This window comes from Mucilaginibacter sp. P4_E8 (assembly GCF_056401495.1).
The window spans coordinates 127,788-147,779 of the sequence record NZ_JBFUJG010000002.1; the positions used below are offsets into that span (position 1 = coordinate 127,788).

Here is a 19,992-nt window from a genome sequence, read left to right on the forward strand (position 1 = left end):
AGCCTCACCAACTGCTTTAATACAGCCATAATAGTGCTACCAGGTAACTTGGGCTAAAACTATGCGGAGATAAATAATAAGTGATTAATAAAACATTAATTACTAAATCTATTTAGTTGACTGGTCAGTTATAAACTAATTATTTATGAACCGGTAAAGGAATGCTGCTCTGCAACGGTATTTGTTTTTTGAGCATCCTGGCGGCATAGCCTGTTAAATACAAGTAATAATCATTGGGGATATCGTCCTCAAACTTCACAAAATTGCTTAGCCCTACCGGTGGATTTTTGGAGGCCTTAAGTATGGCGGTTCCTTCATCAACCTCATCAAACATGGCTACGTACAGCATTTCGGCACCGCGGTTTATGGCTCCGTACAGTTGTTTCCAGTAAAACTGTCCCCGGTTACGCGGAATTTGATTTTGCGTGCTCCGAGGGTTCATGTTATGCCAGCTAAAGCCCGGAAAAACTACCGGCACATAATCAAGTTTGTTGGCTTTGCACCAGGCAATGTCATCGGCTATACGGTGTTGAAACTGAGGGTACGATGTTTCATTATACCGGCCCACAAACCAGGGATGTATAATATCAGCCTTGCGCAGTACATCATGCAGGTGCGGGTCTTTTTCGGTATCATTCCCAAAATCGCGCCAGTAGGTGGGTACGCCTAGCAAAATGGAACAGCCGCCGTAAACCGGATCGTTCTTTAAAAAATCAATAATCTTTTCTGCTTCGCTCAAGCCATATTTCCGGTTATCATTAAATCCCACACCCCATATGGCTATTAGGGGTTTACCGTTATGGTATAAATACGTTTGCTTGTTACCCTGGTTAGTTAATTTCAAACTATCAACCAAATGCTTCCAGTCTTTTATTACCACCGAATCACCACCGGCCCTCATGCCCGACAGGTCGTACATCAGCGCAACAGCCCGGTGATACTTTTGCGATGACCTTAGCACATTACCCAAAACCACATCGTTGTGGGCACGACCGCGCCCTCTTTGCACATCGGCTATAAAACGTTGTACAAATACACCGTCAATACCATATTGCTGCATCCATTTAAAGTGCGTATCGGTTGATGAAGCATCATGCGAACTGTACACGTAAGCATAGCTGCTGTCGGCATGTTTAAAGGCGGTTTTATAGGTTTTTTTATATTCGCTTACATCGGGCCACACATCAATATTGGTGCTGCCCGGCTCAAACTTTCCATGCGAATTATAGTGGTTCCAGCCCCGGCCCGCGCCATCATCGGGCGCATTGAACCAACCCTGGTAACCGGCCATTACCAACCCCTTATAACTTTTAAATGCCGACGTTTTACTATGCAGTGATTGGCCATAGCTCACGGCGCATAGCAGGAGCAACAGGAAGGTTAGCAGGTGTTTTTGTCTACAATGCCGGCTACAGTGATACAGCCCCGTGGGTAACATTAAATTTTCAGACATGGATTTATAATAAATGGTTATAAAATCCAAATTTGCTGCCGGCGCTTAATTAATTCTTAACAAATCATTAATTCAGTAACGTGTTTGGTGATTGAATAAAAAATCAATCAAAAACCATGTCATTTCAACGAGTCATGAGGGATAGATCGTAACACTTGTTTCCTTTTATTGGTTAAATACGTTCGGACAGGAATATCATAAATAACCATGATCAAATAAGCAAAGCCAATCAAAAGAATTACTGACAATATGATAATAAAAGATAGCTGGATTGTTCCGGGTTTGTGACTATTGTAATAATTGGCAAACATCCATATTACTGCATAATGGGTCATGTATAATGGATAGGATATCTTCCCTGAAAAAACACAAAGTTTTTTAAAACCAGCTGTTAATGTAGCGCCTGCTCCCAATGCAATGAGCAATGGGAAATATACTATTATAACCAGCGGCTCGGTAAGCCAGTTCCATTTTGAAAAGGGCATTATAAATGATAATGCCAGCAATACCGCCAGGCTGATAAAACCCAGCCTTGTTTTAATGATCCAGTTTGAACGATAAATAAGCAATCCTGCTAAAAATGAAAAGGAAATACGGACACTGCCGTCCCAAAAGCTATCTCCGCCCCATCCGCCCATTAAATTCCCGGCACGATAGCCAACAAAGCAAAGCGCTGCTGCTGAAAGTATGGTTAATAAAAGCAAATAGCGGCGGCTAATTTTGTACAGAATAAAAGCATATACAATATTGGCAACATACTCCCAGAATAACGACCACGCAGGGGCGTTAAAACTGAACAAATTAAAATAACGCTCTGTCATGGCCGGGTAGGGAATAAGCAGAATGGAGCTCAGAAATATTAAAATAATCTTGCCGGCCCCTAATAATTCCGGGTGACCGCCAAAGGGATCAAAAAGAAAAGTTAATAAGCCTAATACCGAACCCAAAATAACCAATGGATGCAGTCTGATCATCCTTGATTTAAAAAACTCTGCAATCCCCATTTTTCCGATACGGTCGTCATAAGCGTATCCGATAACAAATCCGGATAAGCAGAAAAAAAAGTCGACCGCTAAAAAACCATGTCCGATGAAATCTTTGCTATAGTCTGTGTAAGCCACTTCCATGAAATGAAAAACTACCACTGCTAAAGCAGCTACCCCCCTTAATCCATCAAGAATTTCAAAATGTTGTTTAGTTTTTAGAATGTCGGGGCTTAGTTTGTTCGTGTTCATTGATTTCTATTTTATCTGGCTAAAGCTGATAGCACAATAGTACGTTGGGGCTACGCACAGCTTCAAGATTACCGAATAATAATAAATCCACCAAATTTTTTAAATCGTATGGGTTTTATAAATGCCCGATTAGTGGGAAGCCACGGTAACAGCCAGGCATGGTTGTTGGAACAAAAGCAGAAGGTTTTGTGTTAAGAAATTAAAGTTCAGAAATAGTTGGCCTTTTGTTGTAATACATTTGGTTATGTATAATGCTAACAATAAATTGCGCAACACCTTGCCTGCTTATAAATAATCCGGGTTTAGGAAATTTATCATAACTAACGGTTACCGGTTTGTCCTTTTTAGAATTGGTTAAGATTGTCGGCCTTACTGCGGTCCAGTTTAAATCTGAACTTTTTAAAAGCTCCTCCTGTGCCTCATGCTCTATATATGCCGGTGATATATTACTATGATCAATTAGCCATTTGAACCAAAATGGAAGCTCCTTTTTTGTTTCGTAAACTCCCCAGGCTGAAATGGCAATTATGCGGTTAATACTTTGCAGTTGAGCAACAGCAATAATATTTTCCATACTTTCAGACAGTAAGTTATTTGGTGTTCTCAATTTTGCCCAGGGAAAATCAGAGGTCCTGGAAATGTTTAATGCACTTATAATCGCATCGCACCCCTGCATTGCTGCCGCTAAATCATCCTGTTTGGTAGGTAATCCTTCAAAAACCGAAATTGATTTTGAATTGAAAGAATACTTATGCTTATTCCGTAACAACACATTAATATCATAACCCCGGGCTAATGCCTCCTTAACCACAAGGCAGCCTGTTCTCCCTGTTCCCCCTAAAATAAGTAATTTCATGGTTCTTATTCTTAACAAATCATTAATTCAGCAGCAAATGTTTTCAGTGACTGATATTATTGTACGGCTCTATAATATTCCTTTTAGCCTGCTTATTGTATTTGAAAAATAGACACCAATTATCCTGAATCGCCCACTACTCCAAAATCGAATGAAAATCGCGCTCAAAACCTTCGCCGTAAATCACCTTGTACTCCTTGCTAAAGCTTTCAAAAGTGTTTTTGGCCAGGGAGTGCTTACCCAGGTATGAAAGGGCCTTACATTTCAATATCATGGCATCCTCATTAACGGGGTCAAAGTAAAAAATATCATTGGCAAGTTTTATTAAAAACTCGGCATCATCGGCTACGGCAATGGAACCCGCAAATTGTATATAGGAGTCAATTATTTCGTTAGATACTTCCGACTTAAAAGCATCAAGCCATTCATATTCAATATTTGATAAAAAATTACCCCTTTGTGTAATATGCGTAAGCTGGATTATTTTTTGTTTGTTGAGCTTGCTTTTGTTTGATACAATGTTGAGGTAAGTATGATAATCAACCATGATCTCGTTGTAGTCAATTTCAATTTTCCAATAGCCCGTATCCTTTGATAATTGGCAGTGCCCCATTTTATCAAGCAATGATTTGAGCTTGGCTATATTTACCGAGCGGTTGTTACGGGCGCTCTTYTCTGATTTATCAAACCAAAGTATCTCGTTCAGTTTTTCGGAGCTTACCCCCCTGCCCAATTTTACAGAGTAAAGCAAAATAACCAGGAACAGTTCTTTTAGCAATGGTGTAAAATACCTGGTGATCTCGTGTCCTTCGGGTGTGAAAAGCTGCAGATCGCCAAATAAAAATATAGCGTTCTTATTGTGATTAACCCGGTTGTCATGATCTGCTTCAACCGGTAGCTCAACCTGCTCCGCATGATCGTTCATAACAGGTTCTGCGGCAGGTTTATGCTTATAGGGCTGATGATGCACCGCGTTTTTGCGACGATAAACAATCACTCCTCCTCCTATGCCCAAAGCAACCACAAAGAACCCGCTTATCCATAAAATATAATTAATGTTTTTATCCGATAACAACTGTGTATCTAAAGGCTCAGGCGGACCTAACAGCGAGTATATTTTAACCTTTGTTTGCTCGTTCTCCTTAAAAAGGGTAACTGTTAAAAACTTGCGGCTGTGCGGGCAATAATATACATCGGCGTAAGCATTTACATCATGAAATAAGTAAGGGATAGTATCTCCTACCAATTGGTAAGCCGGTTTTTCAAGTGAGCCGCGTATCAGTTGCAGGCTGGAGTTAAATTTATGCTGCGGAAAAATAAGGCCATAATAAGTTTTGGTCTTTTCATTGATGATAAGTGAGTTGGCAAATACAAAATCCTCGCTTTTAACATCAATAGTAAACAGTTTCTTAAACGTTTTAGTTTTAACGGTAAAACGCATCATATCATACAGGTTCCTGGGGTTCACGATCTGCTGGCCCGAAGCGCTGCCATAACCACCAACTACATAGGCGGTATCGCCGGTTACGTTGGTACCCAGCCCGGCCAAATAGCGTGGGGTAAATGTATCACCTTTACCTTTTATGTTTTGCCAGGTATTAGTATTTACATTATACCGCTTTATACTGTCTTTATAAATTAATTGCCCATAACCTCCAATGGTATATATGGATGTATCGATTTTGCAGAAGAATTTATTCAGATGCCCGTTATTGGTTTCGGCAGGCATGTTTTTAACGGTCTTATCCCACTTTTGATCTTTAATGTTATAAGTGGCCATAACTTTTTGGTCGATAAAAAGGTAATACAGTTTATCCTTATTAAACAATGCCTGGTCGCCRGGAATCAGTTGTTGCTTACCTGAACTGTACACGTTACTCTTTAGCTGCGTTGTTCTGCTTAAGGAGTAGGATATTAATGAATCGGCAGTGATGATATAAACAGTTTCGGTAGCCGGATCAAAGGCCAGGCTGGCGGTGCCGGCAACCTTAAGCTCCTTTTCCATTTGCCAGTTACGGTGGCGCGATTTTATCCATAACGGGTTGGTAACCGAGCCGTTGTTTTGATTTACCGTTTCGTGAACCACGTCGCCCTGGTATTCATTAAGCGGCCACCAGGATAACAGCTTGTCATTTTGCACCACCTTTACATCGCGCAGCTTAAATGGCGGCAGATCTGTAGTTTGGTACTGGCGATAAGCATTTGCTCCAAAAAGCAATTTGTAATTTGTGCTTTGCTTTAAATGTACACCCGATTCGCTGTACGCCGTTTTGCCTGCAAATACAGTAAGCTTGTCATTCTTAAAATCAATCAATATCCGGAGCCTGCTCCAGTTATCAAACAATGCTTTATCGTCAATATTAAATGAAATTTTGGAAAGCTTTTCGCCAATAATGATCTTGAAATGCTTTGTATTGGCCTGGTTATCATACACCAGGTCGATGTTTTGTTTATCATCGCCAACAAGCCTCAGTATATAGCCAAAATATATTTGTTGGTTGGGGATAAAGGAAAGATCAAAGGAAAGATCAAGATTGTCTTTAGGGGCAACATTATTTACACTCAGATTTAATGTGGTGCGTTTATCCTGTACTACCTCATGGCTATAAAACCCCACTCCATACGATTGCGCATGAACAAGTGGTATCAATAGTATATTTATAAAAATAACCGCAATTATTCCCGATACAAAAAATCTCATGATGATCAGTACACATTAAGTATTAGAACTTAAGTACCCGTGCTGTAATTATAATTTAGGTCAAAAAAATATTAACTTATTCTGATGACGGCAATGGCTAAATTACAATAAAAACAATTTACATTCAAAGACTATGTGATTATATTGAGTATAATTAACACCAGATGATCATGAGGTAATACTACCGCCTGGGTTCAATTAAAAAACAAACATGATACTTTTTTAACACTATCTGATCAATAAGCATCATGTGTTAATTTTATAGCTTTATTGGCTTACAATAATTTCATAACCGGTGGCCTTTAAAATAAAATCGACAATAGGTGCCGGATTGGGCATACTATGCGGATGGTGTTTAAAACCAGGCTTGTGAATAACCGTGATGGAACCCTTTAGCGCCTTTACCTTTTGCTCAAATAAAAGCGTGTTTTTTGAAGGATCAAGGGCTTCGTCATCATCGGCCGAAAAGTGCAGCATCGGGTAACCGCCGCTTACAATTTGAGCTACCTTATCAAGCGGGCTTGCTTTTAACGCACCCAACTGGTGTACACTGGTTAAATTGAAATCTTTTTTAAGCAATGTTGAATCAGACCAGAATTGCAGATCGAGCAGGGCGTTATCGGCATATACACAGGGCTACTTTTTGTGGATTTACCGCAGCCCAGTTATAAATATAAATACCGCCGCGGCTCATGCCTTCCAGTACCGCTTTTTGACCAAGACCGCCATTATGCAGTATTTTATAAAAATTGTTCCAGCGGGCAATGGCCTCATCATTACCCAACAACTCGGCTACATCGCTGTATACCACATGAAAGCCGCGCTCCAGCAGGGCAATATCGGTTTGTGGTTCGTGCCCCCAAAAGCGGGCCCGCCATATCCAGGGGTGACCTTTTGCTGCCCATTTGGGTTTTACTACCTTGCATTCCCTGCCATCAACGGTAAAGGTGGCGCAGGGATAACCGTAAAATGAATCGGTTTTATAGGGTTCTTTAATTGCTTTAAAAATATCAAACCCGGTATCGCGCGGCTGCACTACAACATCATACAACTTTTTGGCGGCAATGGCCGAGCCCTGCACATTGGGGTGTATTTTATCAGGCGTCCAGTCTTCATGGTTTATCAATGGCGAATGCATATCAAGCACTTCCAGCTTTTCATCATAAGCCACCTGCCTGATGCGCGGATTGATCTGGTTAACGATCACCGGATCATAAATACCGGTGGTATCTTTTTCGAACGAGGGCATGGCCAGTAGCAACACGATCCGCGGGTGCGATGGCAACTGCCTGAACGATCTGATGAGCGCGTGATAGTCACTCTCAAATTCGCTGTAGTGCGCCCGGTTAATGAGCTTGCTGTCGTTACCACCCAGGTCAATAAACACTATATCAGGATTGCTTTTCAGCGCCTGCTGATAAGCCGGGGTGCTCCAATATGGTGAATTGCCTTTACGTAGCAGCGTAGTTCCGCTCACACCAAAATTACTAACCTGATAGTTTTTGCCCAGCAGTTTTTGTAGCTGGCCCGGGAACGACTGGCTTGCCGGATCGGGCAGGGTAGCGCCATGCGTAATGCTTGCCCCTATGCAGGTAATACGGGTTATGGCTTTTGCCGATACAGCAATGCACAAGCTTATCAACAGGATAAAAATATTTTTCATCGCTTTTTTATTTTTTGCTCATATTAACCACATCGGCCATACGGCTGGCGGGGGTTACTTTAAGGCTTTGCAATTTGCCTTTTACCACTTTACCCTCAACAGTAGTATTATAGGGAGCGTTTAGCTTAAAATCGGCATCCCAATCGCCGGGCCAGGCGGGCAGCAGGGTGATCTTTTTACCATCTGTCTGCATCAACATTTGCTGCAGACCGTTTTCACCATTACCGCCATTGTCCTCATCGGGGTGATAGTCATTCCCGCTGGCCCAGAAAGCCGGGAATTTCAAGTCGGGCGATTTGCGGGTAAAGGCAAAACTCACATAATCCTTAGCCACATTGGGCAGGCCAACCATGGCAGCCTGTATGGGATCCTGCACCCAGCAGCCTTTAGCGCGTTGTTTGCGGGCGTTAAAAGTATTCAATGCAAGGTCAAGATCGGGCTTGCCTATACCATACAACCTGAATGGATAAATAGCATACAACTCCGGGTTTTCGCTATTGAATGATTTGGCGGTTTGCGGGCCAGTATAGGGCAAAAGCACCTTTTTATCAACGGCTACCGGCAGTGGCGGCAGTTGGCTGTATAGTTTTTGCCATTGCTGCCGTGTTTTATCATCAACCAAAGCAGCTGGCAATTTGATCACGCGACTGAGCACCGCATGTAGCCCGGCAATATCAGGCGCGGGATTGTGTACCTTCCAAAACATCTCGATAGAATTGTCGGGGTCGAGCAATAGCTTGCCGGTACTGTCGCGGCCAAAATGCTGATCAAAAAACTGCAATCCGGCGGTGGCTACGGGCAGCAAAGTTTGTTTGGCAAATTGAGTATCGCCGGTATATTCATAATAGTCAAGCATCATCATGCTCAACTCCAGTATGGGCGTAAAATAATGGTTGGTATAGTTGGCCTTCACATCGGGCCCCATAAAATCAAGGCCGCCCCAAAAGGGCGCTGTCTCTGCAAAGTATGCGCCGCCATGATTGTAGAACTTTTTCACCTGCGCCTCGTTGGCGGGTAATATCTTCGCATACATATTAAACAGGGGCAGCATCATATCAAAATCGCCGGCCATGAGCCTGGGCCAGTACATGGCGCGGGTATTTTGAAACCAGTATTGCCCGCCCCAGGCCCTGAAATCGGCATTTTGAGGGTCGGGTTTGCCATCATGTTTCCAATTGGGGTTATCTACCACAAAAATAGACCCATTGAATTTAATAGGACCAGTGCCACGCCCCGCGCAGGCGGTAACAAAACGTTGCAAAATATAGCCTTGAGTAACCTGGTTAGCCTGTTCATCGCCCTTTAAAAATATATGGCTGCGGTTCCAAAACTGCTGCCACCATTTTTGATGCGCCGTACGGGTTTGCTCCAAAGCCAGCTTTTCTATACCGGCCGATTGGGTTTCCAGTTTGGAAAGCCACTCCTTACCATTGCCGGCAACTGCTGTTAATGGATAAATAGAGATAAGTTGCGAGGTAATTTTGCCCGACTGCAGTGTTGATGCACCCTTACTCACCAAGCCTTTACCTTTAACTATGGCGCCAAAAGTAAGGTTTGCCAAATGCGGGTTAGCAGTAGCCGAGTTATGGTGATACCAGGCTATCCGGTTTTTTTGATTATCAAGTACCGTATCGGTTTGGCCGGCTCGCCAGTTATCCAGTTTTACATTCACGGTTACCGGGCTGCCGCTTTGCGCCTCTACCCTGATCACCGGGTGATTGGCATCAACCCAAACACGCAGCTTAACTGCGGCCTTCCCCTCGCCTTCCTGTACCCAGATTTCGCCGTTACGCAGTTTTAATATTTGTTTAAAGGAGGTGTTTTTTGCCAGTGGGTTGGGGCTTACCGAAACATGTATAGCGCCCAGTTTCATGAGTACTCCACCCTGCTTCATCCAGGGGTCTTTTTGCGCATCGAGCTCGCCACCCCAGGCATCGGTTTTACTGATGTAAAATGCCAGGTCGCCGTTTTGCTCCACCCATACATTGAGGCCGATATCGCCATTGCCAAGCGGCATGGATTGTGCCGACGTCGGACCCGGAGTGTCCCACTGTACATTATAGGCATCCAACAGGGTATCAATACCAAATGTAGCTACGGGTTTGGCAAACCCTGCCGACGCCATGATCAGGGCCAGCAAAACAGTGCATGTACAGGTTAAAATTTTGTTCTTCATCATTAATTTATTTTGCGAATAATTGGTTTTTCGCTTGATACAATAGGTTTAGCAAGATAGGTTTTATTGGCTATAGAACTATCCCATCAAAGCAATGCTTTATAGTTTAGCCATTCCCACTTTAATTATTATTGCACAAATAAATTACGCCGGCTTAATAAAACATTAAAAAAGCATTAACTCGTAATACCTGATGTTAACAGGCATATTTATGTTACAAAAAGATATGGTGTTCATGAGGTAGTTTCTGTTTTATTGATAGTGCCACGCAGGTAAATCATAAAAACGAGGAGCAATAACGCGATGATATTGATGGCGACATCAACATGATTACCCCCTGCGCTAATAGAAATTTGCCAGGAAGGCCGCCAGCTAAAACTAATATACATTTTTGGCGAATTTGCCGGGTTAAACCCGGCCAGAAATACCAGGCCGGCTATATATTTATACCCATAACCACCAATAGCAACGCTAACAAGCTGCAAAGCCTGATTAATAACAGAAAGATTTAAACCCGCACGATATTTATTTTTAAGCAGCAGCGTACCACAATAAACAGAAAAACCGTGCAAGGCCACAGCCGCGAGCATAATGAAAGTAGCCAGACTAAGTGGCGCCGTGCGAATCAGGAGCAGGACCACTACGAGCATGAGCCCAATTCCAACTAAGCCGCCTGCTATTTGATACCAGGCAATTATACGAAGCATTAATTTAGATTTCCGGTTTAAAGCAGACTCCATTTTATAATAGATGACCGGGTCAAAATACTTATTACTTTATAAAAACAAAAATTTGTCAATGTTCGTGAGTGTCCGAACACTACCCCGCCTGTTCAAGCGTCTACGCTTGAATAATGTCCTGGTGTAAGCGTCCACGCTTACTTTTAATTGTTGTTTATGTAAGCGTGGACGCTTACACTTATATAAGTTCAAGCGAAGGACGCTTGAACTGGCGACCGGTTTTTCATCTCACAAAAAACCGAACACCCGAACGCAAAAACAAATGAACGTTTCAACAAAGCAACTTGAGCGTTTTAACAAAGCTGCCGGCTTAAATACTACCGACCTTTGTTATACAAAATTAAAACATAAGACAATGACAAAAATTTGGTTTATAACAGGCAGTTCCCGCGGATTGGGACGCAGCCTGACAGAAGCAGCGCTTGCCAAAGGCGATAAAGTAGCCGCGACAGCACGCAACCCCGAACAATTAAAAGACCTTGCCGATAAATATCCTGATCAGTTATACCCTGTACAATTGGATGTGACCAATAAAGAGCAGATCATAGCGGCGGTTGAAAATACCGTTAAGCATTTTGGCCGTATTGATGTACTGGTGAACAATGCCGGCTTTGGCGTTATTGGCGCTGCCGAAGCTTTTACGGATGAGCAGGTACGCAGTCAGCTGGAAACCAACCTGTATGCACCTATTGAAATAACCCGCGTGATTTTGCCTTACATGCGCAAACAGCGTTCGGGTCGTATCCTGCAGATCAGTTCGGTAGGCGGTCGTGTTGGCAACCCCGGGTTAAGCATGTACCAGGCGGCCAAGTTTGGTTTGGGTGGCTTTACGGAGGCTCTGTCAAAAGAAGTAGCCGACTTAGGCATCCACGTAACAGCTGTAGAGCCAGGTGGCTTCCGCACCGATTGGGCCGGCAATTCTATGAGCTATGCCCCATCTGTAGAAGGTTATGAATCTACCATAGATGCCCGTACAGCGTTTTTTAAAAGTGGAAAATTTGTGCCCATGGGCGATCCTGAAAAGGCGGCTAAAGTAATGGTAGATCTGGTTGATGATCCCGAGCCTCCCATGCACCTGGTATTGGGCAGCGAGGCCATTGGCCTACTGAAAAATGCCGATGCGGCACGCACCGCCGAAATGGAAAAATGGCTACCCGTAAGTCTCTCTACCGACCATGACGAAGCCGTGAACTTCCTGGACACCGAGATTGGTAAATCCTTCGTAAACGGGAAAAAGTAATAAAGCGGGTCGTGCCCACAGGTGTTCGGAAGAATAAAAGAAAGCCTGGGCTTAGTGCGATTCCTTCCTGGGGGAAGGGGGAGGTAGGGGTTTATGGAGCATTACAGGTTTAATCGCACGTATAAACCCCTCCCTGCCACTGCACAATCCACTGCACCCCTCCCGTGGGGAGGGAATATAAACTGGATTACAATCTTCCAAACACTTGTCCTGTTATCCCTAACAGCATTGTTGTACAACCCGTATGGCAATGCTGTTGTAATTTTTTAAATTTGATCAATATGCTTACAGAAAATCAAATCAGCCCGCAATCAGAAATTCATTATTCCTGCTATTATACCAGGAGTCGCGGGGGTGAGCAGTTTATTCCGGAGCATGCGTTCAGCTATCAGATATCCGGCGACCTTACGCTTACCGGTGTAGATAAGGTTTATACCTCCGGCCCAGGCGATTTTCGCTTAAGCAGGCGTAACCAACTGGTAAAGTTCCTGAAACAGCCCCCTCCCGGCGGCGAGTTTAAATCTGTATCCGTTTTTTTTGACCAGGCAACACTTCGCAATTTCAGCATGGAGTATGGTTACAAAGCCGAAAAAAAACATGAGGGAGACAGCATCATTAGCCTGAAGCCAAACCCGCTTTATAAAAGTTATATGGACTCGCTGCAGCCCTACGAACATATGCAGCAACCCGGCGATAAAAACCTGCTGAGCCTGAAACTACGTGAAGCAATCCTGATCTTACTGCAAGGCAACCCCGAGCTTAAAGATGTTTTATTTGATTTTAGCGAGCCGGGAAAAATTGACCTGGAAGGTTTTATGAATAAGAACTTTCACTTCAACGTGCAGTTAAAAAGATTTGCCTATTTAACCGGGCGTAGCCTGGCTACTTTTAAACGCGATTTTGAAAAGATCTTCCATATAACCCCCAGCAGATGGTTGCAGCAAAAAAGATTGCAGGAAGCACATTATCAAATTAAGGAACAAGGCAAAGCCCCCTCAGACGTTTACCTTGAACTGGGTTTTGAGGACCTGTCGCATTTTTCGTTTGCCTTTAAGAAAACTTTTGGGGTAGCACCTTCCAGGATCTGATCTTTATAAATCACCATTGCAAGCATGAATATTCAACGATTTATACCATATAATCATTGAATGTTACCATTGATCTATCAGCAAACCTGTCTACCTTTATTCCATCATGGAACAGAAACTACCCTTACCGCCGTTCACCTTTGAAACGGCCACGCAGAAAGTTCAACTGGCAGAAGATGCCTGGAACAGCCAGGATCCCGAAAGAGTATCTTTGGCTTACACTGTTGACAGCGAATGGCGCAACCGTTCCACGTTTTTAAATGGCCGGCCCGAGATTGTTAAATTCCTGACCGCCAAGTGGCAACGGGAGCTCGACTATAAGCTAAAAAAAGAGCTTTGGGCTTTTACGGATAACCGGATAGCCGTACGTTTTGAATACGAATACCATGACGCCAGCGGACAATGGTACCGGGCATACGGCAATGAGAACTGGGAGTTTGATGAAAACGGTTTGATGCAAAGGCGATTTGCCAGCATTAACGATTTGCCAATAAACGAGGAAGACCGCCGGTTGTAAGTCTTAAGATTGGGAATATAATATTGACAACAGTTGCAGGTATACTTGCTGCCATTGCTTAAATTCTTGCCAGGCTTTTTCGGTGTCTATTCTGCTTTCAATTTTTAGCAACTTGCTGATATCCCATATCAGTTTAAAATGTGTAAAGTATTTTAGGTTGTGCTCACTGGCAATTATCCATTGATCAATAACCTGCATTTCGGCGAGCTTTGCCTCTCCCTGCATATATTTTACCAATAATTTATCCATCGCCTCCATCCCCAAATACCTTTATAAACTCTGGCTCATCAAACAGATGATAGTTGGTACATATTCAACCAGCTTAAGCCACAATGTAATTAATGTTTTATCCATTCATGCCTCCATTTTTGTGGAAACATCCAGGTGATCTGTCATTTCCCATATTTCATTTCCACTAAAACACGCCGCGGTGGATTTACCCTTACCCGTGAATGAAATTTAATTCATGAATTGACGTAATATTGAATTCATCTGCAACGAAATGAAAACTGAAGCGTCTGCTATTTAATCCCTTTATCAATCATCACATGAAAAAAATAAGCTGCGCTGTTATTTTACTCCTTGCTTCTATCTCCGCGTTTTCGCAGGAGCAAAAGTTGAAAAAACTCATCAGTGATGAAGGCATCCAGGGGATACAACTGGTTTACGCTAAAAAGGGTAAGATAACAGATTACAATATTGGCACCGTGAGCAAAGGCTCTGATAAAAAGGTTACCTCCAATACTATTTTCGAGGCCGCCTCATTAAGTAAATCTGTTTTTGCATACGCGGCACTTCGCTTGTATGACAGGGGCGTTTTTAGCCTGGATACCCCGCTGCTGCATTACATGGGTGGCAGCTATGAGCGGTTTGATCCGAAAGATAGCAGGTACGCGAAAATAACCGCGAGAATGGTATTAAGACATACAACCGGCTTACCAAACTGGGGAGACGACAAAGGTGCCAAACTGTTGTTTATGCCCGATAGTTGCTTTTCCTACTCGGGCGAAGGGTATGTGTTTTTTCAAAGAGTGATCGAAAAGCTAACGAATAAACCTTTGAACGATATTATGCGGGAAGAGGTGTTTGTGCCGCTCAACATGACCGCCAGCAGTTATACATGGGAAAGTAAGTTTGATACTTTGGCCGCCTTTGGTAATAGCACCGAGGCCATTAATCGCCATAAGAACGCGAATGCTGCCTACAGCTTGCTAACCACCGCGCATGACTATACTATTTTTTTGCAGGCGCTATTGGCTGGCCGGGGATTAAAACCTGCTACCCGCCAAATGATGTTTGAAAAATCAAGCACCGGAAATTGGTTTGGTCATCCGGTGACGGAGGCTAACCAGCATATTGACTGGGGGCTTGGCGTGGGCTTGCAACAAAATGAACTGGGAAAATCAATATGGCATTGGGGCGATAACGGCGATTTTAAAGGGTTCTGTATCGCTTTTCCGGATAAACAGGAGATCCTGGTTTACTTTACCTATAATCGTTACGGGTTAAATATTACCCCCGATATACTGACCGAATTTTTTGGCAAACAAACCTGGTGGCAGGCCCAATGGCTGGGGTATGGATTTAAATCGCCCAAAGAAATTAAAGCGTTGCGCGCGAAACTGGCAAAAGATGGCTACGACCTGGCTATTGAAATAGTAAAAAAAGAAAAACAAAAAAACCCGGCTTACCAGTTACCTGAAAATGATTTGAATGAACTGGGATATATGCTAATGTATGAGGACAGGAAAAAAGAAGCTGCCGAAATATTTAAACTCAATGTAAGCTTATATCCAAACAGCGCCAATACTTATGACAGTCTGGCCGAAGCGTATGAAGGTTTGGGAGCAAATGAACTCGCCATTAAAAACTACAAACGTTCGTTTGAACTAAACCCTCAAAATAATAATGCCGCAGAGCATATTAAAAAGCTTGAACTATCACACTAAATCAATATTTAACCTTTGCTTAGGATATCCCGAAATGTTAAGGCCGCCATTTAAATGACTTGTCATCAATTGCCCTGCTGGTACAAAGTATGCCATCCAAATGATCATATTCATGCTGCAATAGTTCAGACAGGTCGCCCCCCATGTGCCATTCATGGGGTTGCCAATTTTGGTCCAGGTATTTTATGGTTAAGTTTTTATGGCGTTTTACTTTTACCAGCAGGTTTGGGAAACTCATGCAATCATCCCAAAGCTCAAATAGTTCGTCGCTTAAATAAGTAAATTCAGGATTAATGAAAACCGTTGGTTTATCAATATTCATATAGATCAATCTTTTCATGATCCCCAGTTGCGGTGCGGCTATTGCCCGACCGAAATTGTATTTAGCCCTGATCTCCTTCATCACGTTATCCAGATCAGCAACCCAGCCAGCCACCAGCGGAAGCTCATCCGGTAAAACAGGCTCACACTTTTCATACAGCAAGGGATTGCCTAAAAGTAAGAGGTCTTCTAATTTTTTCATTTTTTGTTAAAGCAAATATAATGGTTAAGGGCCATTTGAACCGCCAGGGCCAACTGGGGCTGTGTGGCCGTTTCATTGCCCCGATCCTTTAGGTCGGGGTTAGCTATCAAATCTATTAGTGGCTTTAGCCAAATGTAGCAGCAAAGTTTGTTTAGGCTAAAGCCCGAAGTAAAAACAGACCTTAACCCCGACCTAAAGGATCGGGGCAATGAATTTGAGAACTAAATAACCAATAACTTACCTTTTCATCACCAGCTTTATAGCAACAGAATCCCCCACTATTTTACCGTAGCGGTTTGATACGATGCATGAATTATGAAAATGTATACCACCGTAAAACCTTGCCCAAACATTTTCATTCGCTGCATCCCGGAATGATTTGTACGACCGGCTTTTTATACCAAACTCCAACTCTGATGTATCGGTATAGGCTACGTTATCGCCCAGGGCGCTGGTCAGCGCTTCGGCAGCAGCGGCAGATATAGTACAATGTCCGCAGGTATATTCAGGGAACGGTGGCGTTTGCAAATGCGGGCGCCAGCCGGCATCAATATATTTGTTGATCACCGTTTCGGGCCGGGCCGTGTTGTAGATGTATTTAGCTGTCCATGATTCAATAAACGCGTCAAACAGCGCGATGGCCGTTTTTGCATAAGCATACACCGTTTTATTAAAATCGGCATTTACCTGTTTTGCACCAATGCCGGTTATGCTTAGCCAATGGCCCGGCGGCGAAAACTTTTTGGTAACAAACATAACATGACCGGTTACATTGAGCTTACCGGGATTATCATCCCAAAAATCGGCCATGTGAGCCTGGTCATGCGTCAGGCTATCAACCGCGCCCTTTATATACATCACCTCCTGGTAATATTTGCTGTTTTTGTCGGTCACATTAAACTGGGGCGGTTGCGGTACGCTGTATTCTTTGGCATTGTGCATTACCATGGTCCTGATCTCGCCCCAGTGCGGCTCAACAGCTTCGCCATATAGCGGCGGGGTAGGTATCCACCTGCCCGGCGAATCATTAATGGCAAACTTTGTAGCGCTGCGGGTTTTAAGGTAATTATCTTTTTTGCTCCAGGCCATAATAGAGGCTGCCACAGCCTTGGCATAAGCCTCGGAGTTGCTGATCTCGGTTGATGGCATACCACGCTTAACGGCTATATTGTGCAGGCTATCGGTATAGTATTTTAAGCTTCCTTCCGGAAAAGTTACTGCCTCGCCTACCTTGCAAAAAGCCAGCAAGGCGGCGTATTCATAATCAATAGTTAGGTTTGCCGGTGGTTTGGCGACCGTTTTCAGGCCGTTTAACTGGCCCGCCAGTGAGCGGTATTGCTGCGGATAACCGGCCGCGATAACCTCGTACGCGGCCACGGTTGCATACGCATAATTGCGGGAAGCTACCACCGGCGAAAAATTATTACCCATTACCACCCTGTTTAATTCATGTACCGTACGGCTGTACAAAGCCGGATCATGTAAAATGCTTTTATAATCTGATTTTTTGCAGGAAGTAAAAAACAGGGCAGCGGCTATAAAAATCAGCAATGGTTTCATATTATATGGTTTGTTCGGCGATTAGAAATTCATCTCCCTTATTTACTTGATATATACTATAAACCATGTCATTTCGACGAACCCTAAGGGCATTGAGCGTTGCGTAAGGAGAAATCTTATATGATATGATTTGCCCGTTTGCTATTTCGCTTGTATAAGATTTCTCCTCGCCCCTGTGCCAGACCCTGCCAGGCTCGTCGAAATGACATGGCTTTTTTTGATTCTTTTATTCAATCACTAAACATATTAGCAGATATCACTTAACAACATATGTTTTTTTATCAGGCCCTACACCAGTTATGGTTAATGATTTCCAGTTTTTGGGTAACTTGCTTTTAAGCTGTGTTACACCATCTGGGGTTATATCCAAACCGCCAAAGCCCATGAGCAGGCTTTGAACAATGCCACCGGCACCGGTTGCAAAATAGGGATTGGTACCACCCTTGGTTTCGGCAATAACACGGAATGGCGGCAATAGATTAGGTTCAAAGGCATCCTTAAAAAAGTGATAAGCCTTATCACCATTACCCAAACGGGCATACAACAGGGTGAATATGCCCTGTGTCATAGCAGGGGTACCTTCATTAGGCACACGGGTTTCATAATACTCCAGGTCTTTTTTGATCTGCGCCGGGTCGGTAATGGTTTTCAGCGGATAAGCCAGCAGATTTACATCGGCCTGTTTAATACCTTCGCCTTTATAGCTTGCAAACTCTTTGGTAACGCCATCAGGAAATTTCAGGATAGGTATATTTTGTTCCACCTGCTGCCAGTCGGGATCGGCAGTCAGGCCTAATATTTTCGCGGTGGCGATGGCACTTTGCAAATTTGCTTTCGCGGCGGCATTGGTAAAGGCATTATTATCTACATTCTCGGCCCATTCATCGGCAGCTACCACATTTTTAATATCATAGTGACCATCGCCGTTACGCTCTACCCTGCTTGCCCAAAAGTCGGCCGTGGCCGACAGGATAGGCCACCCCTTTTCCAGCAACCATTGCTTATCCTGGGTAACGCAATAGTAGTTCCAGGCGGCTAAAGCCACATCGGCGGTTATATGGTGCTCAAACGGGCCGCTCAAAGCCCAAACCGGAGTTTCTTCTACCCCACTATCGGCACTTTCCCAGGGGAACATGGCGCCTTTGTAGCCGTGCGAAAATGCATTTTGCTTAGCCGCGGCCAATCGCTGAAAACGATACTCTACCAGGGATTTCGCAATTTCGGGGTGCAGTACCAGCAAAGCCGGGTACATCCACAAGTCGGCATCCCAAAAAACGTGACCATTATAGCCTAAGCCTGATAAACCCATGGGCGATGGTGAGTAAGCCGTGCCCGCCCTGGAGAACGAATATAAATGATACAGCATACTATGCACATCCTGCTGATCCTGCGCGTCGCCCTCAATTTTAATATCACTTTTCCATAGCTCGTCCCAGGCTTTTTTATGGAATTGTATCAGGCGATCACGACCTTCGAGCTTGGCAAACATGGTGAGCCGCTCGGCCTGGTTCAGCGGGTCGGCGTCATGGGCCGAGGTGATGGATGAGCCGGCAAGCGCGTACTGATAAGTTTGCCCGGCAGCAATGCTTTTGCTGAATTTCATGAGGTGCATGTTATTGTCCCACATTTCATGAATCACCCGGGGTTCCTGGCCGTGCGCCTCGTTAAACAAAAAGGTGTTGGAGGCGCAAAGCTGCAATTTACCTGTAGGGCTTTTCGCGGTAGAGGTAAGCAGGCTGATGGTTACATGCGGCCTGTCAATCTCATTATAATAATTCTGAACTTCCTTTAAAGCATCCGGCGCTTCCATCACACTCGCGGCGGTAATATTGATGCTTTTTTTAGCCGTTATACTAATATCCATCAATACCGTAAAAGGTAATTGCCTTAGGGAGTAATAAGTATATTTAACCGTGGCTGCATCGCCATAATCAAAGGTGGTAGTAAATGCGGCATGCTGCATATCCAGCTCCTGTTTAAAGTTGCTGATGTTTTTGGCATCAATGCGCTTACCGTTTATTTCCATGTACATGTTGAGCAGGTTAAAGCTGTTCAGGAAATTGCTTACCCGGCCACGGCCATACAGATCATAAGCACCGGCAAGCACTACATTTTTGACCTTAAACGGCTCTGGTGATGATACAATGCCTATCATGCCATTGGCTACTGTAATGCCGTAATAGTTGGCGGGGTCTATCTTATCTGCTTTTATGAGCCATGAATTTTGGGCGCGCAATTTATTGCCGGCCAATAAACACAGGCCAATCAACAACACATGTACTTTATTCATA

At 43.7% G+C, this 19,992-nt stretch carries 16 protein-coding genes; 4 read left to right on the forward strand and 12 right to left on the reverse strand.

The window, feature by feature from the left end; genetic code table 11:
* Positions 1-139 precede the first annotated feature (139 nt).
* The 8 genes from AC1DRQ_RS02040 to AC1DRQ_RS02075 all read right to left on the reverse strand — a co-directional run bounded on the left by AC1DRQ_RS02040 (position 140) and on the right by AC1DRQ_RS02075 (position 10,791).
* The gene (locus AC1DRQ_RS02040) at positions 140-1,453 is read right to left on the reverse strand and encodes a glycoside hydrolase family 99 protein (protein WP_477421958.1); all 1,314 of its coding nucleotides are present in this window, start codon (positions 1,451-1,453) and stop codon (positions 140-142) included.
* 119 nt (positions 1,454-1,572) lie between these two features.
* Positions 1,573-2,688 (reverse strand): acyltransferase family protein, encoded by a 1,116-nt coding sequence (locus AC1DRQ_RS02045; RefSeq protein WP_477421959.1) that lies wholly within the window; start codon positions 2,686-2,688, stop codon positions 1,573-1,575.
* A gap of 199 nt (positions 2,689-2,887) precedes the next feature.
* Complete coding sequence (locus AC1DRQ_RS02050) at positions 2,888-3,544, reverse strand: NAD(P)-dependent oxidoreductase (RefSeq protein ID WP_477421960.1); 657 nt, start codon at positions 3,542-3,544, stop codon at positions 2,888-2,890.
* 136 nt (positions 3,545-3,680) lie between these two features.
* Positions 3,681-6,245 (reverse strand): galactose oxidase, encoded by a 2,565-nt coding sequence (locus AC1DRQ_RS02055; protein WP_477421961.1) that lies wholly within the window; start codon positions 6,243-6,245, stop codon positions 3,681-3,683.
* Positions 6,246-6,512: 267 nt separating this feature from the next.
* On the reverse strand, positions 6,513-6,824 hold the full coding sequence (locus AC1DRQ_RS02060) for a hypothetical protein (RefSeq protein ID WP_477421962.1): 312 nt from the start codon (positions 6,822-6,824) through the stop codon (positions 6,513-6,515).
* Positions 6,825-6,861: 37 nt separating this feature from the next.
* Positions 6,862-7,908, reverse strand: coding sequence for a GDSL-type esterase/lipase family protein (locus AC1DRQ_RS02065; RefSeq protein ID WP_477421963.1), 1,047 nt, complete (start codon positions 7,906-7,908; stop codon positions 6,862-6,864).
* 7 nt (positions 7,909-7,915) lie between these two features.
* Positions 7,916-10,087 carry a DUF5703 domain-containing protein gene (locus AC1DRQ_RS02070; RefSeq protein ID WP_477421964.1) on the reverse strand — a complete coding sequence of 724 codons (2,172 nt, stop codon included), beginning with the start codon at positions 10,085-10,087 and terminating at the stop codon, positions 7,916-7,918.
* Positions 10,088-10,317: 230 nt separating this feature from the next.
* A complete protein-coding gene (locus AC1DRQ_RS02075; protein WP_477421965.1) occupies positions 10,318-10,791 on the reverse strand; it encodes a hypothetical protein in 474 nt (157 codons plus the stop codon).
* Between the two features lie 388 nt (positions 10,792-11,179).
* On the opposite strand from AC1DRQ_RS02075, the gene AC1DRQ_RS02080 reads away from it, so the two are divergent.
* The 3 genes from AC1DRQ_RS02080 (at position 11,180) to AC1DRQ_RS02090 (ending at position 13,669) form a co-directional block, all read left to right on the forward strand.
* A complete protein-coding gene (locus AC1DRQ_RS02080; protein ID WP_477421966.1) occupies positions 11,180-12,064 on the forward strand; it encodes an oxidoreductase in 885 nt (294 codons plus the stop codon).
* A gap of 281 nt (positions 12,065-12,345) precedes the next feature.
* Complete coding sequence (locus AC1DRQ_RS02085) at positions 12,346-13,152, forward strand: helix-turn-helix domain-containing protein (protein WP_477421967.1); 807 nt, start codon at positions 12,346-12,348, stop codon at positions 13,150-13,152.
* 106 nt (positions 13,153-13,258) lie between these two features.
* Positions 13,259-13,669: a nuclear transport factor 2 family protein gene (locus AC1DRQ_RS02090; RefSeq protein ID WP_477421968.1), complete on the forward strand. Its 411-nt coding sequence runs from the start codon at positions 13,259-13,261 to the stop codon at positions 13,667-13,669.
* Positions 13,670-13,672: 3 nt separating this feature from the next.
* On the opposite strand, the gene AC1DRQ_RS02095 is transcribed toward AC1DRQ_RS02090, so the two are convergent.
* The gene (locus AC1DRQ_RS02095; protein ID WP_477421969.1) at positions 13,673-13,918 is read right to left on the reverse strand and encodes a hypothetical protein; all 246 of its coding nucleotides are present in this window, start codon (positions 13,916-13,918) and stop codon (positions 13,673-13,675) included.
* Between the two features lie 299 nt (positions 13,919-14,217).
* On the opposite strand from AC1DRQ_RS02095, the gene AC1DRQ_RS02100 reads away from it, so the two are divergent.
* Entirely contained in the window at positions 14,218-15,618 is a 1,401-nt protein-coding gene (locus tag AC1DRQ_RS02100) for a serine hydrolase (RefSeq protein WP_477421970.1), read from the forward strand.
* Between the two features lie 37 nt (positions 15,619-15,655).
* On the opposite strand, the gene AC1DRQ_RS02105 is transcribed toward AC1DRQ_RS02100, so the two are convergent.
* The 3 genes from AC1DRQ_RS02105 to AC1DRQ_RS02115 form a co-directional block, all read right to left on the reverse strand.
* Complete coding sequence (locus AC1DRQ_RS02105; protein WP_477421971.1) at positions 15,656-16,141, reverse strand: peptide deformylase; 486 nt, start codon at positions 16,139-16,141, stop codon at positions 15,656-15,658.
* 237 nt (positions 16,142-16,378) lie between these two features.
* Positions 16,379-17,701 carry a vanadium-dependent haloperoxidase gene (locus AC1DRQ_RS02110; RefSeq protein WP_477421972.1) on the reverse strand — a complete coding sequence of 441 codons (1,323 nt, stop codon included), beginning with the start codon at positions 17,699-17,701 and terminating at the stop codon, positions 16,379-16,381.
* Positions 17,702-17,957: 256 nt separating this feature from the next.
* Positions 17,958-19,991 (reverse strand): glycoside hydrolase family 65 protein, encoded by a 2,034-nt coding sequence (locus tag AC1DRQ_RS02115; RefSeq protein WP_477421973.1) that lies wholly within the window; start codon positions 19,989-19,991, stop codon positions 17,958-17,960.
* Position 19,992: the final 1 nt, after the last annotated feature.